Source organism: Shinella sp. S4-D37, from assembly GCF_040812195.1.
GTDB lineage: Bacteria > Pseudomonadota > Alphaproteobacteria > Rhizobiales > Rhizobiaceae > Shinella.
This window is the reverse complement of the sequence record NZ_JBFNXL010000002.1, coordinates 338,866-357,244: the sequence shown is the minus strand read 5'-3', so window position 1 is coordinate 357,244 and position 18,379 is coordinate 338,866. Positions and strand designations below refer to the sequence as shown.

At 63.3% G+C, this 18,379-nt stretch carries 18 protein-coding genes and 2 pseudogenes; 6 read left to right on the top strand and 14 right to left on the bottom strand.

All coding sequences use genetic code 11. From position 1 onward, the window contains the following. Positions 1–7 precede the first annotated feature (7 nt). The 5 genes from AB3G45_RS03700 (at position 8) to AB3G45_RS03680 (ending at position 3,551) form a co-directional block, all read left to right on the top strand. Complete coding sequence (locus AB3G45_RS03700) at positions 8–220, top strand: hypothetical protein (RefSeq protein WP_367829277.1); 213 nt, start codon at positions 8–10, stop codon at positions 218–220. 324 nt (positions 221–544) lie between these two features. After that, positions 545–1,015: a transposase gene (locus AB3G45_RS03695; protein WP_160788234.1), complete on the top strand. Its 471-nt coding sequence runs from the start codon at positions 545–547 to the stop codon at positions 1,013–1,015. Beyond that, on the top strand, positions 1,012–1,368 hold the full coding sequence (gene tnpB, locus AB3G45_RS03690; protein ID WP_160788235.1) for an IS66 family insertion sequence element accessory protein TnpB: 357 nt from the start codon (positions 1,012–1,014) through the stop codon (positions 1,366–1,368). The genes AB3G45_RS03695 and tnpB overlap by 4 nt, the downstream gene beginning before the upstream one ends. A gap of 48 nt (positions 1,369–1,416) precedes the next feature. After that, positions 1,417–2,991, top strand: coding sequence for an IS66 family transposase (locus AB3G45_RS03685; protein WP_160788236.1), 1,575 nt, complete (start codon positions 1,417–1,419; stop codon positions 2,989–2,991). After that, positions 2,988–3,551, top strand: a complete 564-nt coding sequence (locus AB3G45_RS03680; RefSeq protein ID WP_064334525.1) for a YecA family protein — start codon at positions 2,988–2,990, stop codon at positions 3,549–3,551. Before AB3G45_RS03685 ends, AB3G45_RS03680 begins: the two co-directional genes overlap by 4 nt. Positions 3,552–3,570: 19 nt before the next feature. Here the strand turns inward: AB3G45_RS03680 and AB3G45_RS03675 are convergent, their stop codons facing one another. The 6 genes and pseudogenes from AB3G45_RS03675 to AB3G45_RS03650 all read right to left on the bottom strand — a co-directional run. Next, positions 3,571–4,590, bottom strand: a complete 1,020-nt coding sequence (locus tag AB3G45_RS03675) for an IS30 family transposase (RefSeq protein WP_367829276.1) — start codon at positions 4,588–4,590, stop codon at positions 3,571–3,573. Between the two features lie 118 nt (positions 4,591–4,708). After that, a complete protein-coding gene (locus tag AB3G45_RS03670) occupies positions 4,709–5,455 on the bottom strand; it encodes an SDR family NAD(P)-dependent oxidoreductase (RefSeq protein WP_367829275.1) in 747 nt (248 codons plus the stop codon). A gap of 25 nt (positions 5,456–5,480) precedes the next feature. Further along, positions 5,481–6,572 carry a glycerol dehydrogenase gene (locus tag AB3G45_RS03665; RefSeq protein WP_367829274.1) on the bottom strand — a complete coding sequence of 364 codons (1,092 nt, stop codon included), beginning with the start codon at positions 6,570–6,572 and terminating at the stop codon, positions 5,481–5,483. Next, positions 6,563–7,336: an SDR family NAD(P)-dependent oxidoreductase gene (locus AB3G45_RS03660; protein ID WP_367829273.1), complete on the bottom strand. Its 774-nt coding sequence runs from the start codon at positions 7,334–7,336 to the stop codon at positions 6,563–6,565. Before AB3G45_RS03660 ends, AB3G45_RS03665 begins: the two co-directional genes overlap by 10 nt. After that, entirely contained in the window at positions 7,337–8,020 is a 684-nt protein-coding gene (locus AB3G45_RS03655; protein WP_367829272.1) for an HAD family hydrolase, read from the bottom strand. It lies immediately after the preceding gene. Continuing rightward, positions 8,017–9,387: pseudogene (locus tag AB3G45_RS03650) on the bottom strand (FGGY-family carbohydrate kinase); the annotation flags it as partial. The pseudogene AB3G45_RS03650 and the gene AB3G45_RS03655, both read right to left, overlap by 4 nt. On the opposite strand from AB3G45_RS03650, the pseudogene AB3G45_RS03645 reads away from it, so the two are divergent. Further along, positions 9,298–9,555 (top strand): annotated as a pseudogene (locus AB3G45_RS03645) (transposase); the annotation flags it as partial. The pseudogenes AB3G45_RS03650 and AB3G45_RS03645 sit on opposite strands and share 90 nt — an antisense overlap. A gap of 42 nt (positions 9,556–9,597) precedes the next feature. Here AB3G45_RS03645 and AB3G45_RS03640 read toward each other — a convergent pair. From AB3G45_RS03640 to AB3G45_RS03605, 8 genes are all read right to left on the bottom strand, one after another. Next, complete coding sequence (locus tag AB3G45_RS03640) at positions 9,598–9,918, bottom strand: MBL fold metallo-hydrolase (protein WP_367829271.1); 321 nt, start codon at positions 9,916–9,918, stop codon at positions 9,598–9,600. A gap of 174 nt (positions 9,919–10,092) precedes the next feature. After that, positions 10,093–11,268, bottom strand: coding sequence for an MFS transporter (locus AB3G45_RS03635; RefSeq protein ID WP_367829270.1), 1,176 nt, complete (start codon positions 11,266–11,268; stop codon positions 10,093–10,095). A 54-nt stretch (positions 11,269–11,322) separates the two neighbouring features. Beyond that, positions 11,323–12,429, bottom strand: coding sequence for a mandelate racemase/muconate lactonizing enzyme family protein (locus AB3G45_RS03630; protein WP_367829269.1), 1,107 nt, complete (start codon positions 12,427–12,429; stop codon positions 11,323–11,325). A gap of 20 nt (positions 12,430–12,449) precedes the next feature. Then, on the bottom strand, positions 12,450–13,343 hold the full coding sequence (locus tag AB3G45_RS03625) for a carbohydrate ABC transporter permease (protein ID WP_367829268.1): 894 nt from the start codon (positions 13,341–13,343) through the stop codon (positions 12,450–12,452). After that, positions 13,340–14,236, bottom strand: coding sequence for a carbohydrate ABC transporter permease (locus AB3G45_RS03620; protein WP_367829267.1), 897 nt, complete (start codon positions 14,234–14,236; stop codon positions 13,340–13,342). Before AB3G45_RS03620 ends, AB3G45_RS03625 begins: the two co-directional genes overlap by 4 nt. After that, entirely contained in the window at positions 14,229–15,287 is a 1,059-nt protein-coding gene (locus AB3G45_RS03615) for an ABC transporter ATP-binding protein (RefSeq protein ID WP_367829266.1), read from the bottom strand. The genes AB3G45_RS03620 and AB3G45_RS03615 overlap by 8 nt, the downstream gene beginning before the upstream one ends. Beyond that, positions 15,274–16,851: an argininosuccinate lyase gene (gene argH, locus AB3G45_RS03610; RefSeq protein WP_367829265.1), complete on the bottom strand. Its 1,578-nt coding sequence runs from the start codon at positions 16,849–16,851 to the stop codon at positions 15,274–15,276. Before argH ends, AB3G45_RS03615 begins: the two co-directional genes overlap by 14 nt. Positions 16,852–16,907: 56 nt before the next feature. Beyond that, positions 16,908–18,251 carry an ABC transporter substrate-binding protein gene (locus AB3G45_RS03605; protein WP_367829264.1) on the bottom strand — a complete coding sequence of 448 codons (1,344 nt, stop codon included), beginning with the start codon at positions 18,249–18,251 and terminating at the stop codon, positions 16,908–16,910. Between the last annotated feature and the right edge of the window lie 128 nt (positions 18,252–18,379).

The window sequence follows — 18,379 nt, the reverse complement described above, 5'->3', positions numbered from 1 at the left end:
GTATTGCATGCAGGCGTTAATCGGGATGGCGAGGTCCAGGGTGATGTTGTTGATCGCCGCAGCAGGCGCAGCGGGAAAGTTGTCTATCATTCCTGCGCGGGCGCAGGACGATCACTCGATCTACTACGGCTCGCGTGCCGGCATGCACGTGACGACCGTCTCCAAATCCGGGATCGGTACGTCAAAGGCCGTTATCATGATCAAGCATACGCCCAAGTAGCAGATCAATTTGTTGAAGCGAACGACGAGTTCGAGGCGTAGACTGCGGAAAATCAGTTGTTCCGGGGTTTGGGAAAAACCAGACTTCATTTTGCGGCACGAAATGTTGCCTTGGGCAAAACTGCGGTGCTTTCAGCAAGAATCAGGACACTTCAACTTTGCGGCTGGAGAAGCTAATCCAAGTGCATCATACCCATTTTGCAGGGTAGGGGATCACGCCTCATCCTGCAAATGCGCCATGAACGTGAGCGCGACGAACACCCCACCTTTCCTTTTGCGATCGCGGCCGCGAGAACAGCTCCTTCACCGATAGGAGCGGAACGGGATGGTCGAAGATCGCGCTGATGCCATGCTTGAAGCCATGGATGAAGGCATGCATGAAGCCAGGCATGAGGGAAAGTATCGTCGGATCGAGGTGATCACGGGTCGACGCCAGCGGCGGAATTGGACCGACGAGGAGAAGGCGCGGATCCTTGCCGAAAGTGCAGAACCTGACGTGAACATCTCGGCGATCGCCCGGCGCTGGGGCGTCAATCGCGGCCTGCTGAACGTCTGGCGGCGCGAAGCCGGGCTGACCTCTCGACGATCCGCGCAAGCCGGCGCACAGCAGGCCATGTTCGTGCCGGTGACGGTGGTTGGCGATAGAACGTCTTGCGAGAACTCGCCGTCGGATGTCGCCCATGACGCCGCGGGGCGTATTGAGATCGAGATTGCTGGCGCGCGTATGACCGTGATCGGCTCGGTGGCGCCCGAATTGGCGCAGGCGATCGTGGCAACGTTGCGAGCACGCCGGTGATTGGACTTTCGCCTGGTGGAGTGAAGATCATGGTGGCGACGCAGCCGGTCGACTTCCGGCGCGGCATGAATGGGCTTGTTGCGCTGGTGGCGTCAGCGCTTGCAGCTGATCCCTACTGTGGTGACGTGTTCGTGTTCCGCGCCAAGCGTCTCGATCGCCTGCGCTGCATTTATTGGGACGGATCAGGCATGATCCTGGCGACGAAATGGCTGGAGGCTGGCACGTTCGTTTGGCCACCGATCCGTGATGGCGCGATGCAGATGAGTAGCCAGGAGTTCTCCCTTTTGCTGGCCGGTATCGACTGGACGCGGGTCAGGCGAAACACCGTAAAGCGGCCAACGAAAGCAGGCTGATCCTATTGGATTTGCTTGAAGATTCAGGGTCATGTGCTAGGGTCTGCCATGCCGCTTCGACCCGACCCTTTACCTCAGGATGCCGCGCAATTGAGCCGAATCATTCTCTCGCTCGATGCAGAGAATGCCGACCTCAAGGCGCGCGTTGCCTTCCTGGAGCGGCAGCTCTTTGGGCCGAAATCGGAGAAGATGACGGCGATCGACCCGAAGCAGGCGACGCTTGAGCTTGGCGATCTCAGCGACATTCCCGCGGCGGCCAATGACGATGTTGCACCCGTGGCTGACGGCCGAAAGCAGGAGCGGCGATCGCCGGCGCGCAACATCGGCCGGTTACCCAGGCATCTCCCACGGTATGAAGAGCTCATCGAGCCGGAGAGCAAGATTTGCCCGTGCTGCTCGTTCGAGCTGCATTGCATCGGCACGGACGTCAGTGAGGCGCTCGACATCGTGCCGGCGGTTGTCCGGGTGAAGCGGACGATCCGGCCGCGCTACGCATGCCGGGCCTGCGAGAGTGCCATTGTGCAAGCGCCAGCGCCGGCGCGTGTGATGGACGGCGGCATGGTGACCACGGCGTTTGCCGCCCATGTCGCCGTTTCGAAGTTCGCCTGGCATTTGCCGCTTCATCGCCAGGCGCAGATGCTTGCCTCCTGCGGCGTGATCATCGATCGCGGCACGCTCGGGGCCTGGGTGACGCGGGTCGCCTGGTGGCTTGAGCTTCTCTATGACGCGCTGCTTGCCTTCATCCGCTCCCAGCCAAGGGTGTTCTGTGATGAGACGCCGCTCCCGCGGCTTGATCCGGGGCGTAAGCGAACCAAGGTCTGCCAACTTTGGGCGCAGGCGGTCGACGATCGGCCATGGAATGGTCCGGCGCCGCCGGCGGTGGCCTATACTTTTGCCGAAAGCCGCAGCGCGCGCGAGGTCGAGGGGCAATTGTCGTCGTTTGCCGGCGTGCTCCAGGTCGATGGGTACCAAGCCTATAAAACCTTGGCCAAGCGCCGGGGGAGGAGCAATGTCGCTCCCATGCGGCTGGCCTTCTGCCTTGCCCATGCCCGACGCAAGTTCGTCGAAATCGTCAAGATGACCGGGTCTGCTGAGGCCCTGTCGATCCTTGCCAGGATTGCCGAGCTCTATCGGATCGAAGCGAAACTGCGCGGCGAAAATGCCGATACCCGGCTCACGGTGCGGCGTCGCGAGGCAGCGCCCATCATGAGCGAACTGAAGGCCCAGCTCACCGAACTGAGCGACGAGGTGTCGTCGAAATCGGCGCTTGGCAAGGCCGTCACCTACACGCTCAACCACTGGAACGGACTGGCAGCCTTCCTGGAGGATGGCCGGATCGAAGTGGACTCCAATGTGGTCGAGCGTTCGATGAAATCGGTGGCTCTGACGAGGAAGAACTCGTTGTTCGTGGGCAGCGAACGCGGTGGCAAGACGTTCGCGGTCCTCGCATCGCTCGTCAACACGGCAAAGCTCAATAGTGTAGACCCCGAAGCTTGGCTTGCCGACGTGCTCGAGCGCATCATCTCCGGCAAGGTGACCGCGAACCAGATGGATACGCTCTTTCCATGGACCTGGAAGGCCAACCGCGAGAGCATTGCAGATCAGGAGCGACGGGCGGCATGACACAGAACAGCCAAGGGGCTACGGCACGACCGAAGCTCGATGACGAGGCGTTCGAGGCGTTTATCAGGGCACGCCGTCCAGTCTCGCCGATCTGGTCGATGAGCGGCCTCGACGGCTATCTCACGGCTCTCATCATCGGCCCGAGGTTTATCGACCCGCGTCAGTGGATCCCGGAGCTGACTGGCCCGGATGCCCTGAACCTGCCAATGGAAACAACCGAGCATCGAGCCGTCCAGACCATCGTTGCGGAATACAACCGGATATCGGCAAGCCTCGCCGAAACGCCGAAAGATCATCGGCCCAGGTTCACCAAGATCGATGATCAAACCTTTGATCCCTTCGCTTGGGACCTCTGCTTTCTATTGGGAACAAGGTACGCGCCCAAGCTTTGGCAGCCCGTCCTTGGAGGTCATGCCGTCACTGGGGATATCGTCGCGCCCATCCGCAAGCTCGGCGAGGCAAAACGGAACGCGACCCGTCAGGATGCCGTTGCCGTCGCCGAAGCGCTCGTCAAGATCCGAGCCTATTTTATGCCGAAGCGGGCAAAGCAAAAGTTCTGACCGACAGCCGGAAGCCTATTCAGTCAATCACGGAAGCCGTGGGCTCTTCGTTGCGCTCACCCATGAACACCTCGGCTGGTGTCTTGTAGCCGAGGCATTTACGGGGTTGGTCGTTGAGATGACGTGTGAGTTGGATCAGGTCGTGTTGTGACACGGCTGCCAGATCTGTAGCGCCTGGCATGAAACGGCGAATGCGCTTGTTGGTATTCTCGACTGTCCCTTTTTGCCACGGTGCACTCGGGTCGCAGAACCAGCTACGCGCACCGATCCCTTCTTCCAAAGCCCTGAATCCGGCAAACTCGGTACCGCGATCAAATGTGAAGCTTTGACGCGCGAACGCCGGTAAAGGAGAAAACGCTCTGATGATCTTGTCCATGATCGGGCGTGAGTGCCGGCTCGGATTCTTGATGAGAACTGTATAGCGGCTTCGGCGCTCCACAAGGGACGTGACATTGGCATGTCCGAGTGGGCGTTCAAAGATGAGGAGGTCGCCCTCCCAATGCCCAAACTGCGATCTATCTCCAATAAAATCAGGACGTTGGGATATGCGATGCGTGGCTGGGAACGCACCGTCGCGCGGCTTCCTGGAGCGCAGTGGACGACGTTTGCGGCGCGCTTCCGGTAAATACTGATAGAGGCCTAGCCCATAATCTTCCTTGCTGTAGATGAAGCGATAGATTGTCTCTTTGCAAACGCGAACAAGACTGAGCCTCTCCAACAACAGCCGCCCGGCGATCTGCTCTGGAGACCAGCGTGCCTCCAACTGGTTGATGATCTCCGAGCGTAAATTCGGGTGGCGCCGAAGCTTTCTCAGCCGGCGTCGCCGCTCCTTGGAGATATCGTGAGCAACCGTGCTGTAGTAGCCGTCGTAGTCCGGCAGTTCGCGATCACGAAACGTATTGCGCTTGATCTCGCGGTAAATCGTCGAGCGGTGACGGCCAAGCTGACGGGCCATCTCGTTGACGGGAACTTTTGCCGCCACCAGCTGATGTAGGCGTCGCCGGTCAGCGAGGGTGATTTGTGTATAGCATCTGGACATGCCAAAATCTCCGAAGTGAAGCCATTGAAATTAATGGCATGTCGCACTTGGAAATAGAATGTACCCGACTACAAAACATGTGTGGCGTAATCAACATTATGGAACTTTCCTTGCCTGATCAGCCGACGTGATAACCGCCATCGACCGGCAGCGTGATGCCGGTAACGAATTCAGCCGCCGGCGATGACAGAAACAGTGCCGGGCCGACGAGATCCGTGGTCGTGCCCCAGCGCTTGAGCGCCGAGCGCTGGCTGATAACCGCCTCGCTCTCCGGCACCGACCACAGGCCCCTGGTCATGTCGGTGCGGTGATACCCGGGCGCGATGGCATTCACCCGCACGCCATCGCGACCGTATTTGTGGGCAAGCGCACGCGTCAGTCCCACGATGCCGGTCTTGCTGGCGGTGTAGGCCGGCACGGTTTCGTCGGCGAGATAGCTCAGCATCGAGGCAATGTTGATGATCGCGCCTTTGGACGCCTTGAGCAGCGGATAGGCGGCGCGAGAGAGACGCATGGCGCTGGACAGGTTGATGTCCATGACGTCGAGAAACGTCTCTTCGTCCCATTCGGCATCCGGCCGCGCGACGCCTTGGCAATTGACCAGAACGTCAAGTTGATCGAGGCCACCGAAGAACGCGGTGACCGCCGCATTGTCGCGGACATCAAGCAGGCCGAACGTGAGCCGTTCGGATGCCGACGCCTTCGCCGCCGTTAGCCGCGCCTCAGAGCTGCCGGTCGCGATCACGCTTGCACCCGCTTCGGCGAAACCCCGCGCTATGGCATTGCCGATCCCGCTGGTCCCCCCCGATACGACGACCTTGCGGCCTTCGTGAAGACCGCTCTTGAACGCTTCGACTTCCTTCATGACAATTCCTCCCTGCCCAATCGTGTCAGGCCAACGTTTCGAGCGCGGCGATCACCATGGCTTCGGTGACCGGCAACGGCTCGTTGTGAATGATCTCGCCGGCGCGGCAGGCGCGTCTTGCGACGATCGCCAGCTTTTCCGGCGTCACCTCTGCAATCCCGATATCGGCAAGTTTCGTCGGCAGCCGCACGGAGAGACAGAACCGGCGAACCTTGTCGTATTCGTCCTCAAGCCCATGCAGTTTGAGACCGGCCAGAACGCCGATTGCGACCTTTTCGCCATGTAGGTGGTGGTGGACGTCGTCAAGCTCACAAAGTCCGTGATGGATGGCATGAGCAGCCGCGACGCCGCCGGATTCGAAGCCGATGCCGGAGAGCAGAATGTTCGCCTCGACCACACGCTCAAGCGCGAGACCCGCTTTCTTCGCATCACATTCCGCGAGAGCCGCCGCACCGAATTCGAAAATCGTGTCGCGGCAGAAGCGCGCGACCTCGTAGGCCAGTGGTACGCCGGGCATTTTCATGCAGTTGAAGGCGCCGCTGGCGCGGCAGGAATCGGCCTCGTGCCAGGTGGCGAGGGCATCGCCGATCCCGGCGGCAAGAAAGCGGGCGGGCGCCTTGGCGATCAGCGCCGTATCGACCAGAACCAAGGCCGGATTGCTCGGCAGGAACGTATCATAGGCGACCGTGCCGTCCTCGTTATAGACCACGGCCAGCGCGCTGCAGGGTGCATCCGATGCGGCAATCGTCGGGAACACCAGCGCCGGCAGATTCAGGTCGCGCGCGGCGGCCTTGGCCGTATCCAGCGCCTTTCCACCCCCTGCCCCGACGACGACGGCCGCTCCGGCATTGCGCGCGGCGGCCACCAGTTCGGCGATCGCCCGTTGCGAGCATTCGCCGCCATGGCGGACGATCTCGACTGCGGGACCCTTGGCAAAGGACGCAACAACATCGTCCTTCAGCAGGTCAAAAATGCCGTTGTCTAGCAGCACGATGGCCTTGTCGCCGAAGGATGCGGCTTCCTGGCCGAGGCGGGCGATCGTGCCGGCACCCTGGATATAGCGGCCAGGAAAGCGTGCGCCCCTTACGACACCCGCCGTTTCCGCTTTTACCAGCATACATATCCTCCATCGGCCAGAACGATCGAGCCGGTCATCAGGCTGGCGGCGTCGCTGGTCAGGAACAGGATGACGGAGGCGACCTCATCCGTCTTGCCGAGCCGGTTCATCGGCGTGCCGCCCACCCAGTGGCGATACATTTCCGCGTTCTCGTAGACATACTTGTTCATTTCCGTGTCGATATAGGTCGGCGCCACGGCGTTGACGCGTACCCCGCGCGCGCCCCATTCGGCGGCCAGCGACTTGGTGAGGTGATGCACCGCAGCCTTCGAGGCGTTGTAGTTTGCCTGCTCCTGCGGGCGGTTGACGATGAAGCCCGACATCGAGCCCACATTGACGATGGAGCCCGCGCCCTGCTTGAGCATCGTGCTGCCGAATGCGCGGCAGCACCAGAACACGCCGTTGAGATTGACGTCGATCACTTTGTTCCAGACATCGTCGGCCATGGTTTCCGCCGGGTGGTTGGAAATGGCGATGCCGGCATTGTTGACGAGAACATCGACCCTGCCATGGCGGGCAAGGATGGCATCGTGCACCTTCTGCACCGAAGCGACGTCGGTCACATCGAGCAACTCGCTGTCGACGGAATAGCCCTTGGCCTTCATCTCCGCCGTGGCGGAGGAAAGCAGGCCCGGGTTCATGTCGGTCAGCACCACGGTGGCGCCGGCTTCAGCCAGCGCTTCGACGGTGGCGAGGCCGATGCCGCGGGCGGCACCGGTGACGACGGCGACCTTGCCGGTCAGCTTGAACTTGTCGAGATACATCTAGGCAATCCTTGAAACGGGAACGGTTGAGCCGGGGCCACCAAGGTGCGGCCCGAGCGTAGAGACGAGATCTTCAGGGTCGGCGACGATGACATCGGCCGGAAAGACGATGTCGGGCCGATGCGGCTCGGGCCAGCCGATCACCGTCATGCCGGCGGCGAGACCGGCGCGCGCGCCCGGCACGCTGTCCTCGACCACGAGGCATTCGGACGGATCGACCCTGAGAAGCCAGGCAGCCCGGAGATAAGGCTCGGGGCGCGGCTTGCCGAAGCGGACGTCGTTGCGCGTCACGGTGATCAGGCCAGGAGCGGCAATTCCGGTAGCGGCGAGATTGGCCTCGGCGATCATACGGTCGGAGTTCGAAACCACGGCCATGGGCAAGGCGGTGACGCGGAGAAGGTCGAACACATCAGGGATGCCGGCGCGCAGCTTCAGGCCGGACGCCTGCGCGACATAGAGTTCGTATTTGGCGTCGATCAATTCCTCCAGCGACCGGTCGAAGCCGATCGTCTCCACCAGCAGCGCATGGCAGTCGCCGATGGTCATGCCGGTGATGCGGGCGGCGAAATCGTCCGGCACCGCATGGCCGAAGGACTTAACCGCCGTCACCATCGTGTCGAAATGCAGGACTTCGCTGTCGACCAGCGTACCGTCCATGTCGAAGAGGACTGCCTTGATACTCATGCCGGCAACCTGTCGAGGTCATCGTAAAGCGACTGGCTATGGAAATAGAGCTTTTCAAAGAAGGCCTGCATCGGCCGATAGATCTCCGACCATGCCGGCTCCGGCTTGATTTCCTTGCTGTAGCGGACATAGGCGTCTGCCGCCGCCTCGACATTCGCATGGAGGCCGGTCGCCGCAGCCGCCATCACCGCGCAGCCGACAATGCCGCATTCAGCCTCTTCCGGCACCAGGATCGGCAGGTCGTAGACGCTGGCCTTGATCTTGAGCCAGAGCTCGGTCTTGGCGCCGCCGCCAGACGCGATGACACGCTCGATCGGCTTGCCGGAAATACCGTCGAGAATGTTGATGTGGCGCTTGACCGCGAAGGCGACGCCTTCCAGCACGGCGCGGTGCATATGCGGCAGGCGATGCGCGGCGCCGATGCCGAAATACTGCGCGCGCGCGTTGCGGTGGTCGCCTAGGCGCTCGCCGGCGAGATAGGGCATGAAGAATAGGCGTTCGGAGCCTGCCGGCGCCTCGGCGGCCTTGGCGACGATCTCCTCATAGGAGACCTGCTTTTCGTGAAACGCCCGACGCGCCCAGCGCATGGCGTCGCCACCGGATTCGAGCAGCATGAAGGCGGCCCAATTGCCTTCGACCGTGCCGCAGTTGGACACCGACGCATTGAGCAGCGGCCGGTCGGCGATGGCGGTGATGATGGCGGACGTGCCCATCACCTCGGCGCCGACGCCCGGCCGGCAGACGCCGGAGCCGAGCAGCGCCACCGGATAATCCGCGCCGCCGACGATGACCGGCGTGCCTTCGCGCAGGCCGGTTTCGCGGGCGGCCTCGGCGGTCACTGCCCCGAGAATTTCGGTCGGATTGCGCAAGGGTGCGAGCTTTGCGCGATCGAGACCGAGCAGGCCGATCATGCGCTCGGACCATTCGCCGGTGCGCGGGTCCATCAGGAAGCTGGCTCCGCCGTCGTTGCGATCCATGGCGATTTCGCCGGTAAGCTTCAGGTTGATGAAATCCTTCGGCATCAGCACGGCGGCGGTGCGTGCCCAGGCCTGAGGATCCATGTCGCGCAGCCATTGCAGCTTGAAGCCGGGCCAGGCGGGGGTGGCCGGATTGGCGCTGTCGGCAAGATAGGTTTCAGGACGGTGCTGCCTTTCGAAGGCTTCGACATAGGCAACGGTGCGCTTGTCGTTCCAGAGCGGCGCGGTCTCGCGAGCGAGATTGCCCTTGTCGTCGACCAGCACGGTGCCGTGCATCTGGCCGCAGGCAGAGACGACGGATACATGACCTTTCCCAGGCAGCTTTGGACCAAGCTCCACTCGACAAATCCTATCGAACGCCTCAACGGCGAGATCAAGAAACGAACAGACGTCGTCGGCATCTTCCCAAACGACGATGCCATCGTCAGGCTCGTGGGCGCGCTGTTGCTCGAACACAACGATGAGTGGACTGTCCAAAGGTCCCGCTACATGATACTTGAGACCATGGCCGCTATGAGCGATGATCCGCTCACCAGCCTGCCAGCAGCGGCAAGCTGATCCAGTCCCGGCCCTAGCCGGAAGACACGGCAATCGCCGAAGCTACACCATTCCCTGGGACACGATCGATGCTTTTCCGTGCGGCTTCGGCATCGAAGGCCCCCGCCAGGGTCCCGGCGGCGATTTCACCGCGATGCTTGAGCGCACCCTGCGCCAGCACGACCTGCTTGCCGCCGACAAACCAGCGACAGGGAAATATGCCCGCCCGTATGCCCCGGCGCGTGAAGCACGCAGGAACTCGGCTTGCGGGAAGCATTCGGCATTCGCCACATGATCGAAGTGCAGGTGCGAAAGAACGATCGTCCGGATATCGCTGTTGCGAATTCCTCTCGCCTCCAGCCGTGCCCGTGTCGAAGAGCGCATATCCGGCGGTCGTGCGCACGAGGACCGCCGAGCTCCATCCAAGGAAGCTGCGGTCCGTGCGGCCGGGAAAACCGTTCAGCAGGGACTCGTAGCTGACTTCCATCGACGTCTGTAATTTCATCTTGCGTTTCTGTCGTTGTCTATGGCCGCGGGTAGCCGGCATCGCTGTTCATATCATATCTTCGGCGCCTGCCTTCGCCGAATGGCGGCGAAAGTGACGAAGTGAAGCAAAGCGAGGCCGGCTATGACCGCGATGGCAGCGCCGTAGCCCCCTGCCCAGTCGTGGAGGGAGCCGGCGAGGACCGGCCCTGCCGCCATGCCCGCGCCGGAGGCGAGCCGGCAGACGCCGAGAACCGCAGAGAGGGCGGAAAGCGTGACGACGAGGCGCGCGCGGTCGGCGAGCAGGACCTGCTGGCCACCGAAGGCGACACCGAGCACGAGGGGATAGACGAGAAGCGCGGCGACGTTCGCCGTCACGAGGATCACCACGAGCATGCCGAAGGTCAGCACGCCCCCCAGCGCGGCAAGCGCCATGACCGGCCCGGAGCCCCACAGATCGCAGAGCCAGCCGGACAGCAGGCGCCAGACGAAGATGATCAGGCCGGCGACGGCCGCGATCCAGACCGCCGTCTGGCCATTGACGCTGTTGTCCTCGAACAGCGCGATCTGCTGGGTCATCAGGCCGTGATAGGCCGCCGAGCCGCAGAAATAGCTGATGACGAGCGCCAGTATGGTGACCCTGCCGAGCCCCGCCATGCCATACCTGCCGCCCGCGCGGGACGCGGACTTCACCCGGTCGATCACGAACAGATGAAGCGGCACGGCGATGCCCATCAGGACGATGCCGAGGGCGGAATATGTGAAGCGCCAGCCAAGATCCTCGATCATCCAGCTCATCACCGGCAGGCCCAGGAAGGCGGCGAGGCCCGACCCGGCATCGGCAATGGCCATCGCCGTTGCCGGCCGCTTGCGGAAGCGGCCGGCAAGCACGGCGAAGATCGCATAGGAACTGGTGCAATGCGTCCCCAGGCCGCCGACGAGGCCGAAGGCGAGCCAGAACTGCCCGATCGTCGACACATGCGCGGTCAGGAGAAAGGCCGTGCCGAGCAGCATCGCCGCGCCGGCCAGCAGGACGCGGCTGTTGTACCGGCCGAGCAGGTAGCCGAAGAGGGGCGCGCTCACCGCATTGATGAGCGCGAAGGCGCCGTAGGCGCCGGAGATCGAGGCGCGGGACCAGTGGAACTCCCCCTCCAGCGCGACGAGGAACAGGGCGAAGGAATTCCACACCAGCCCCGAGACCATCATGAGCAGGAAGGCGGCCGCCAGCCGCACCTGTTTGGCAAGGCGCACGCTGCGGCGTCGCCCCTCCGCGTGAAGCGCTCTGCTGTCGGCGACGGCCATCGCTCAGTTCACGCGGTAGCGCTTGACCATGTCCCAATCCAGCTCGACACCGAAGCCCGGCCCCTGCGGGACCTGGATGATGCCGTCCTTCGGGTTGGGGCGGTTGGCGATCAGGCCGGCCCAGATCGGATCGCGCGCCGGCTCGAAGCACTCGACGCACAGGCCGTTGGGGATGGCGGCGATCATGTGCATGGCGATCTGCGCCTCCTCGTGATGGCCGACGCGGATATCGTTGAGGGCGCACAGGGCGGCGGCGCGGCGCCATTCGGTGATGCCGCCGGCTTCCGACGCGTCGAAATTGACGATATCGACGGCTTCCGCGGCGACGAGGCGCCGCACGCCCGCGGCATTCATCTCGCTCTGGCCGGCATCGACGGGGATCGAGGTCGCACGGCGGACCTGCGCCATCATGCGCGCGTCGTCGTACCAGTGGCAGGGTTCCTCAAACCAGGCGATGTCGTATTTCTCGATCAGGCGGGTGAATTTCACGGCTTCGGCCACCGGCCAGCCGCGATTGGCGTCGACCGCGATCCAGAAGCCGTCGCCGCCGCCCTTGCGGGCCGCCTCGACGCGCTTGGCGTCCTCCTCGGCCGAAAGGCCGCCGACCTTCACCTTGCAGCCGGCAAGGCCGGCCTCGCGCAGCCGCTCCATTTCCCGGCCGAGGTCGGCCAGCGTCTTGTCCTTCTCGTAATAGCCGCCGATGCAGATGATCGGAAGCTCCTGGCGGTAGCCGCCGAGCAGCCGGCAGACATTGACGCCCGCGGCCTTGCCGATCAGGTCCCAGAGCGCGCTGTCCATGCAGGCGATCGCCTCCATGACGAGCTTGCGGTCGCGGTTCCACTCGGCCGCCTTGAACATCTTCTGCCAAAGCCGCTCAATCGCGAAGATCTCCTCGCCGATCAGCATCGGCGCCAGTTCCTTCTCGATGATCTCAACGACCTCGCGCATATGGTCGCGGTTGTCGCCGTTGTAGATCTCGCTGACGAGGCCGCTGTTCGTCTCCATCCGCGTGATGATGGTGCAGCGCTTGGTGACATTGTACCGGCTGCCGCCGAAATTGCGGGCAAGCGGGATCTCGACGGCGATGACCGTCACGTTCTTGATCTTCATGATTTCCTCCGTTCGAAAGATTATTCGCCCTTGGCGCCGCCGTCGGCGAGACCGACGACGAGCTTGCGCTGGACGAGCAGGTAGAAAAGGATTACCGGAACCGTCACCAGCACGGCGCCCGCAAGCAGCATGCCCCAGGAATAGATGTTGTCCTGACCGATCCAGGTGGCGAGCCCCAGCGGCAGGGTCTTGTTCATCTCGGACGACACGAAGACCAGCGCGAAGAGGAACTCGTTCCAGGCATGGTTGAAGCTGAAGACGCCGACCGAGATGATGCCCGGCAGGGCGAGCGGCACGGTGACGCGCATCATCGCGCCGAGCCGCGTGCATCCGTCGATCATGGCGCTTTCCTCGAGGCTCACGGGTATCGCGTTGAAATACGAGCGCATGAACCACAGGGCCAGCGGAAGCGTGAACGCCGTGTTGGCGATGATCAGCGAGATCAGCGTGTCGGCCATGCCAAGCTTGACCACGTAGATGTAGAGCGGCAGCACGATCAGCACTTCCGGCAGCATGTAGCAGACGAGCGTCGCATTGGAGAACGCGGCAATGCCGAAGAAGCGGAACCGGCTGAGGCTGTAGGCGCCGAGCCCGCCGATGACGAGCGACAGGAAGGTCGCGCCGCAGGCGACGATCAGGCTGTTGGCGAAATAGGTGAGGAAGTTCGTCTGGACGAAGAGATCGCGGTAGTTCTGCAGCGTCCATTCGTTCGGCAGGAAGGTCGGCGGCGTGGCGTAGAGTTCGCCGCCCGGCTTGAACGAGCAGAGCAGCATCCAGAAGAGCGGGAAGCCGATGACGCTGACGGCGGCGAAGGCCAGGAGATAGAGCATGACCCGCGAGGCGAGGTAATGCACGTCGGCGATTTCCCGGTTGCGCGGCAGCGACGCGGGGGCGCTGTTGGTGATGGCTGTCATTGGCGTGCCTCCGCTCTCTTGATGAAGAAGAAATAGACGGCGAGCAGGCCGCACAGGATGGCCAGCGTGACGATGGCGATCGCTGCGGCACGGCCGAACTCGAAATCCGAGAACGCCTTGAGATAGACGAGGATCGGCAGGGTCGTAGTCGCATCCAGCGGGCCGCCGCCGGTCATCAGGTAGATGATCTCGAACTTGTTGAAGGACCAGATGGTGCGCAGGAGCGCCGTCAGCAGGAAGACCGGCAGCACATAGGGCAGCGTGATGCGCCAGAACTGCTGGGAGTCCGAAGCCCCGTCGATCCTCGCCGCCTCGTACTGTTCCTGGGGGATGGATTGCAGGATGCCGAGAATGGCGATGACGACGAAGGGGAAGAACTTCCAGACGCCGACCATGATGACCGAGGCCATCGCCAGGCCCTGGCTGTTCAGCCAGAGCAGCGGCTGGTCGGTGATGCCGAGATTGGTGAGGACGGCGTTCACGACACCGACGATGTCATGCAGCATGTAGCGCCATGTCATCACGGCCACGACCGTCGGCACGAGATAGGGCGCAAGGATGATGGCGCGGGCGGCGCCGCGGAAGGCGAAGCTCTTGTTGAGCAGCAGCGCGAGGCCGAGCCCCAGGAGCATTTCCAGTGTGACGCTGCCGAAGACCCAGATGAAGGTGTTCCAGAGCGCGGTGTAGAAGGCCGGTTCCGCGAAGACCCAGGCGAAGTTCTCGAACCCGATGAACGGGCCGTCGGTATCGCCCATGCCGACATCCTGCATGGCGGTGACGAAGACGGTGATGGTCGGCACGCCGGCAAGCAGCAGCAGCAGGAAGGCGCTCGGGGCAAGGGCGGCATAGGCGAGCAGGCGGTCGCCCGAGAGCGCGGCGCGATTGTCAGCCATTGGCCACCCTCCTCTTCTCCGTCGAGGCTTCGCAGGCGATCGCCTTGCCGCTCGCGGTATCGAAGCGGCGCAATTCGCGATCGGGGACGGCGAAGGTGACGTTGGTGTTGAGAAGCGGGCTGTAGGAGACGCTGGAAGGGATGCGGGCGATGACCTGGGTTTCCGGCAGGTCGCCGGAAACCGCCCCGTAGAGCAGCCGGTCGCCGCCGAGATATTCGACCCGGTGCACGTTGAAGGTGATCGGCGTGACGGCGACGTCGGCGGAAAAGCTTGCCTTGGGCAGGAAGTTCTCGGGCCGGAAGCCGAGCGTGACGTCACCGGTCGCGACCAGGTTCATCGGCGGCGAGCCCATGAAGGTGGCGACGAACGTATCGGCGGGATGGAGGTAGATCTCCTCCGGCGTGCCGACCTGGCGGACGGAGCCGCCCTGCATAACGACGATGCGGTCGCCGAGGCCCATGGCCTCGACCTGGTCGTGCGTGACGTAGATCGACGTGACGCCGACACGGTCCTGGAACTGGCGCAGCTCCTCGCGGGAGGAATGGCGCAGCTTGGCGTCGAGGTTCGAGAGCGGCTCGTCGAGCAGGAAGACGTCGGGATCACGCACCAGCGAACGGGCAAGCGCCGTGCGCTGGCGCTCGCCGCCGGACATCTGCCGCGGCTTGCGCTTCAGCATGCGGGTGAGGCCGACCAGCTCGGCGGCCCAGCGCACCTTGTCGTCGACGAGCTTCCTGTCCGCCCCGCGCACCCGAAGCGGGAAGGCGATGTTCTCGTAGACCGTCAGATGCGGATAGAGGGCGTAGTTCTGGAACACCATCGCGATGTTCCGGTCCTTCGGCTGCAGGCGCGTGGCGCGCCGGTCGCCGATGAAGATATCGCCGTAAGTCGGCAGTTCCAGGCCCGCGATCATGCGAAGCAGCGTGCTCTTGCCACAGCCGGAGGGACCGAGCAGCACGAGGAACTCGCCATCGTTGACGGTCAGGCTGACGTCGGAAACCGCGGTATGATCGGCGAAGATCTTGCTGATCTGATTGATTTCAACTCGTGCCATGGCTCTCTCTCGCAATCTGTGACGGGGTCTGCAAACCGGCATCATCCATGATCCGGCGCGCCTGCTCCATGAGGGTGTTGTCGGCCTCGGCCACCCGCCGCCGGATATCAACGACGCCGGCGAGATCGCTTTCGAGCCCCGCCTTGCGGCGGTCGAGCATCTCGGCCATGCGGATCGGGGCCGGGCCGCCGGTGACGGCGCGGGTCTTCAGGTTTTCGCTCGGGTCCAGCGCCTTCCTCACCTCGTCCGCGGAAATGCCGAGCGGATGGCCGAACAGGGCCTGCGACGCTGCGTCGAGATCGGCGGATGTGATGTCCATCGCCGTATGATGCGCCTCGATCGCCTCGCGGACAACGCGCCCGACGATGTTGTGCGCCATGCGGAAGGACATGCCCGCCTCGCGCACGATGATGTCGGCAAGCTCCGTCGCCGTGCCGAAACCGATCTCGGCGAGATGGCGCATCACATCCGGCTTGACGGTGAGCGTGCGCAGCGCGCCCTCGAAGACGGTGAGCGCCCTCGCCGTCCGCTCCAGCATGTCCATCGTCGGCGCGTTGCCGGCGGTGACGCCGTCGTTGACATCAGCAAGGGCGGTGTTCTTGGAGGCAGCGAGCACCGTGTTCAGCGTGCCGACCGCCATCGCGGCGACCGCCTTCACATGCTCCATCGCCTGCGGGTTCTTCTTCTGCGGCATGATGCTGGAGACGCTTGAATAGGCGTCGTCCAGTTCGAGCATGCCGAATTCCATCGTGTTCCAGGTCTGGACGTCGGTGGCGATCCGGGAGACGCCGGTCATCAGTACGGCAAGGGCTGCGGCCGTCTCCTGGAGGTCGTCGCGGATCGAGACGCCGTCATAGCCGACCTCGACCAGCCGCGAGAAGCCCAAGAGGTTCGCCGTCATCTCGCGATCGATGGGAAAGCCCGTCGTCGACAGGGCACCCGAGCCCAGCGGGCTGCGGTCGCAGCAGGCAAGGGCGTGCAGGAGGCGGCCGTAGTCGCGCTCCATCAGGTCGGCGGCCGCAAGCAGGTAGTAACCGAACGAGATCGGCTGGGCATGCTGCGAATGCGTGTAGCCCGGCATGACCGTCTCGACATGCCGCCCAGACATGTCCAACAGGGTCCGCCGGAGGGTGCCGACGATGTCGAGCAGGTCGAGCAGCAGGCCGCGCAGCACCAGCCGCCAGGAGGTCGTGTGCAGGTCGTTGCGGCTGCGGCCGGTATGCAGGCGCCCGCCGGTCTCCGGGCCGAGCGTCTCGACGATGTAGCGCTCGATATAGGAATAGAGGTCTTCCTGCTGGTAATCGATGGTCAGCGCCTTGACGCCGGTCGCCTTGAGGTCGACCAGGACGGCGAGGATGCGGGCGATGTCCGCCTTGCCGACGATGCCACGTTCGGCGAGCATGACGGCATGGGCGAGGTGGACGCGCATTTCCGGCTCGAACTGGAAGCGGATCCCCGCGGCGACCGCGGGGCCGAAATAGGATTCCACCATGGCCGGTGCAGGCGGCGACTTGACGCGTTCGCGCAATGAGACGACCGGCGCCACCGGTTGTTCCTCTGACATATGCTTCTCCTGAAAAATGCGGTCCGCGTGTCCTTCACGCGGACCTTGTCTGGACGTTATTTCTTCTTCAGATCGTCCACGATGGCCTGCATGCGCTGCTGGCCCCATGCGGCGGCGGCTGCCGGGTCCTCACCCTGCAGGACGACGCGCTGCACGACCTGGGCGGGGATATCCCGTGCGACGATCGAGCCGATATAGGGATTGACCACGCCGGAGCGGATGACCGCGCCATCCTTGAACTGCGCACCGGCCTCCGATTCGAAATCGAGCGCGTTGGAGGTGTCGAAGGCGATGCGGGAAATCTCCTCGCGGCCGCCGAGGGTCTGCGCCGCCCCCTGCGTGATGACCTCTTCCTGGACGCCCTTGAGCGGCGGAATGAGATGGGGATGGACGGTGAGCGAGAAGTCCCGCAGGCGTTCGCCGGTGACGATGAACTTCAGGAACTTGCGCGCGGCCTCGACATTCTTCGAGCCGACCGCCTCCGAGGAAAGCGCGAAGCTGTTCGCATTCACGAACTTGACCCCGACGCCGCTCGGGCCGACCGGCATGTTGCCGGCGACGGTGTTCTTCAGAAGATCGGGCGTGTTGGCGGCCGCAGTGGCGATGAGCCGCGGCGCATAGATGTCGAGCCCGATCTTGCCCGTCAGGTAGACGTTGATCATGTCGCCGTAGGAATAGGAGCCGATGCCGCGCGGCGAGAATTTCGCGATGTCGCGCAGGAAGGTCAGCGCCTTGACCGTACCGGGATTGTCGAAGGTGACGTTGAGGTCCTTGTCGAAATAGGTGCCGCCCGCGCTCCAGATCATCTGCGACAGGAATATCCCCGTCATGCGGTTCTTGCCGGCGGGGAACAGGAAGCCGAAATTGCCGTCCCCTCCCGTCAGCGTCTCGGCGCTCGCCAGCAGCTCGTCCCAGGTCTTCGGGGTCGAGATGTTCCCGGCCTTCAGGAAATCCTCGCGCTGCCAGAGCACGCCGTAATTGCCGAGCGTATAGGGAACGTCATAGATCTTGCCTTCGACGGGCACGAGCGAGCCTGCAACGTAGTCGTCGCGGCCGATCTCGTCGATCATGTCGTCAAGGGGGACGAGATAGCCCTTGCGGGCGAACTCGAAGCGCTCTTCCGGCAGGACCTTAAAGATCTCCGGCATCGTCTTCGTGTTGATCGAAGCGAGAACCTTCTGAAGCCGGCCATCGGTGCTGACGGCCTCCATCTCGATATGGATGCCGGGGTTCTCCGCCTCGAAGGCCTTGATCGCGTTGTTGAAGAACTCGATACTCGGCGGGTCGGTCTCGTTGTGCAGAAAGCGGACGACCTGTTGTTGCGCCCAGGCGGTGCTGGACATCAACAGGGCCGCCAGGCTGCCTCCAACGGTCAGATACATGCGTGTTCGGGCCATCATGCCATTCTCCTCCCAATGTTCCCAAGTGCACAACCTGCTTGATGCAGGTCTCCTCTGTGCATGAAAGGCAAGGTATCGCGCTCCCTTGTCATCCGTCCACTACATGCTACCAATATCGGATATTCATT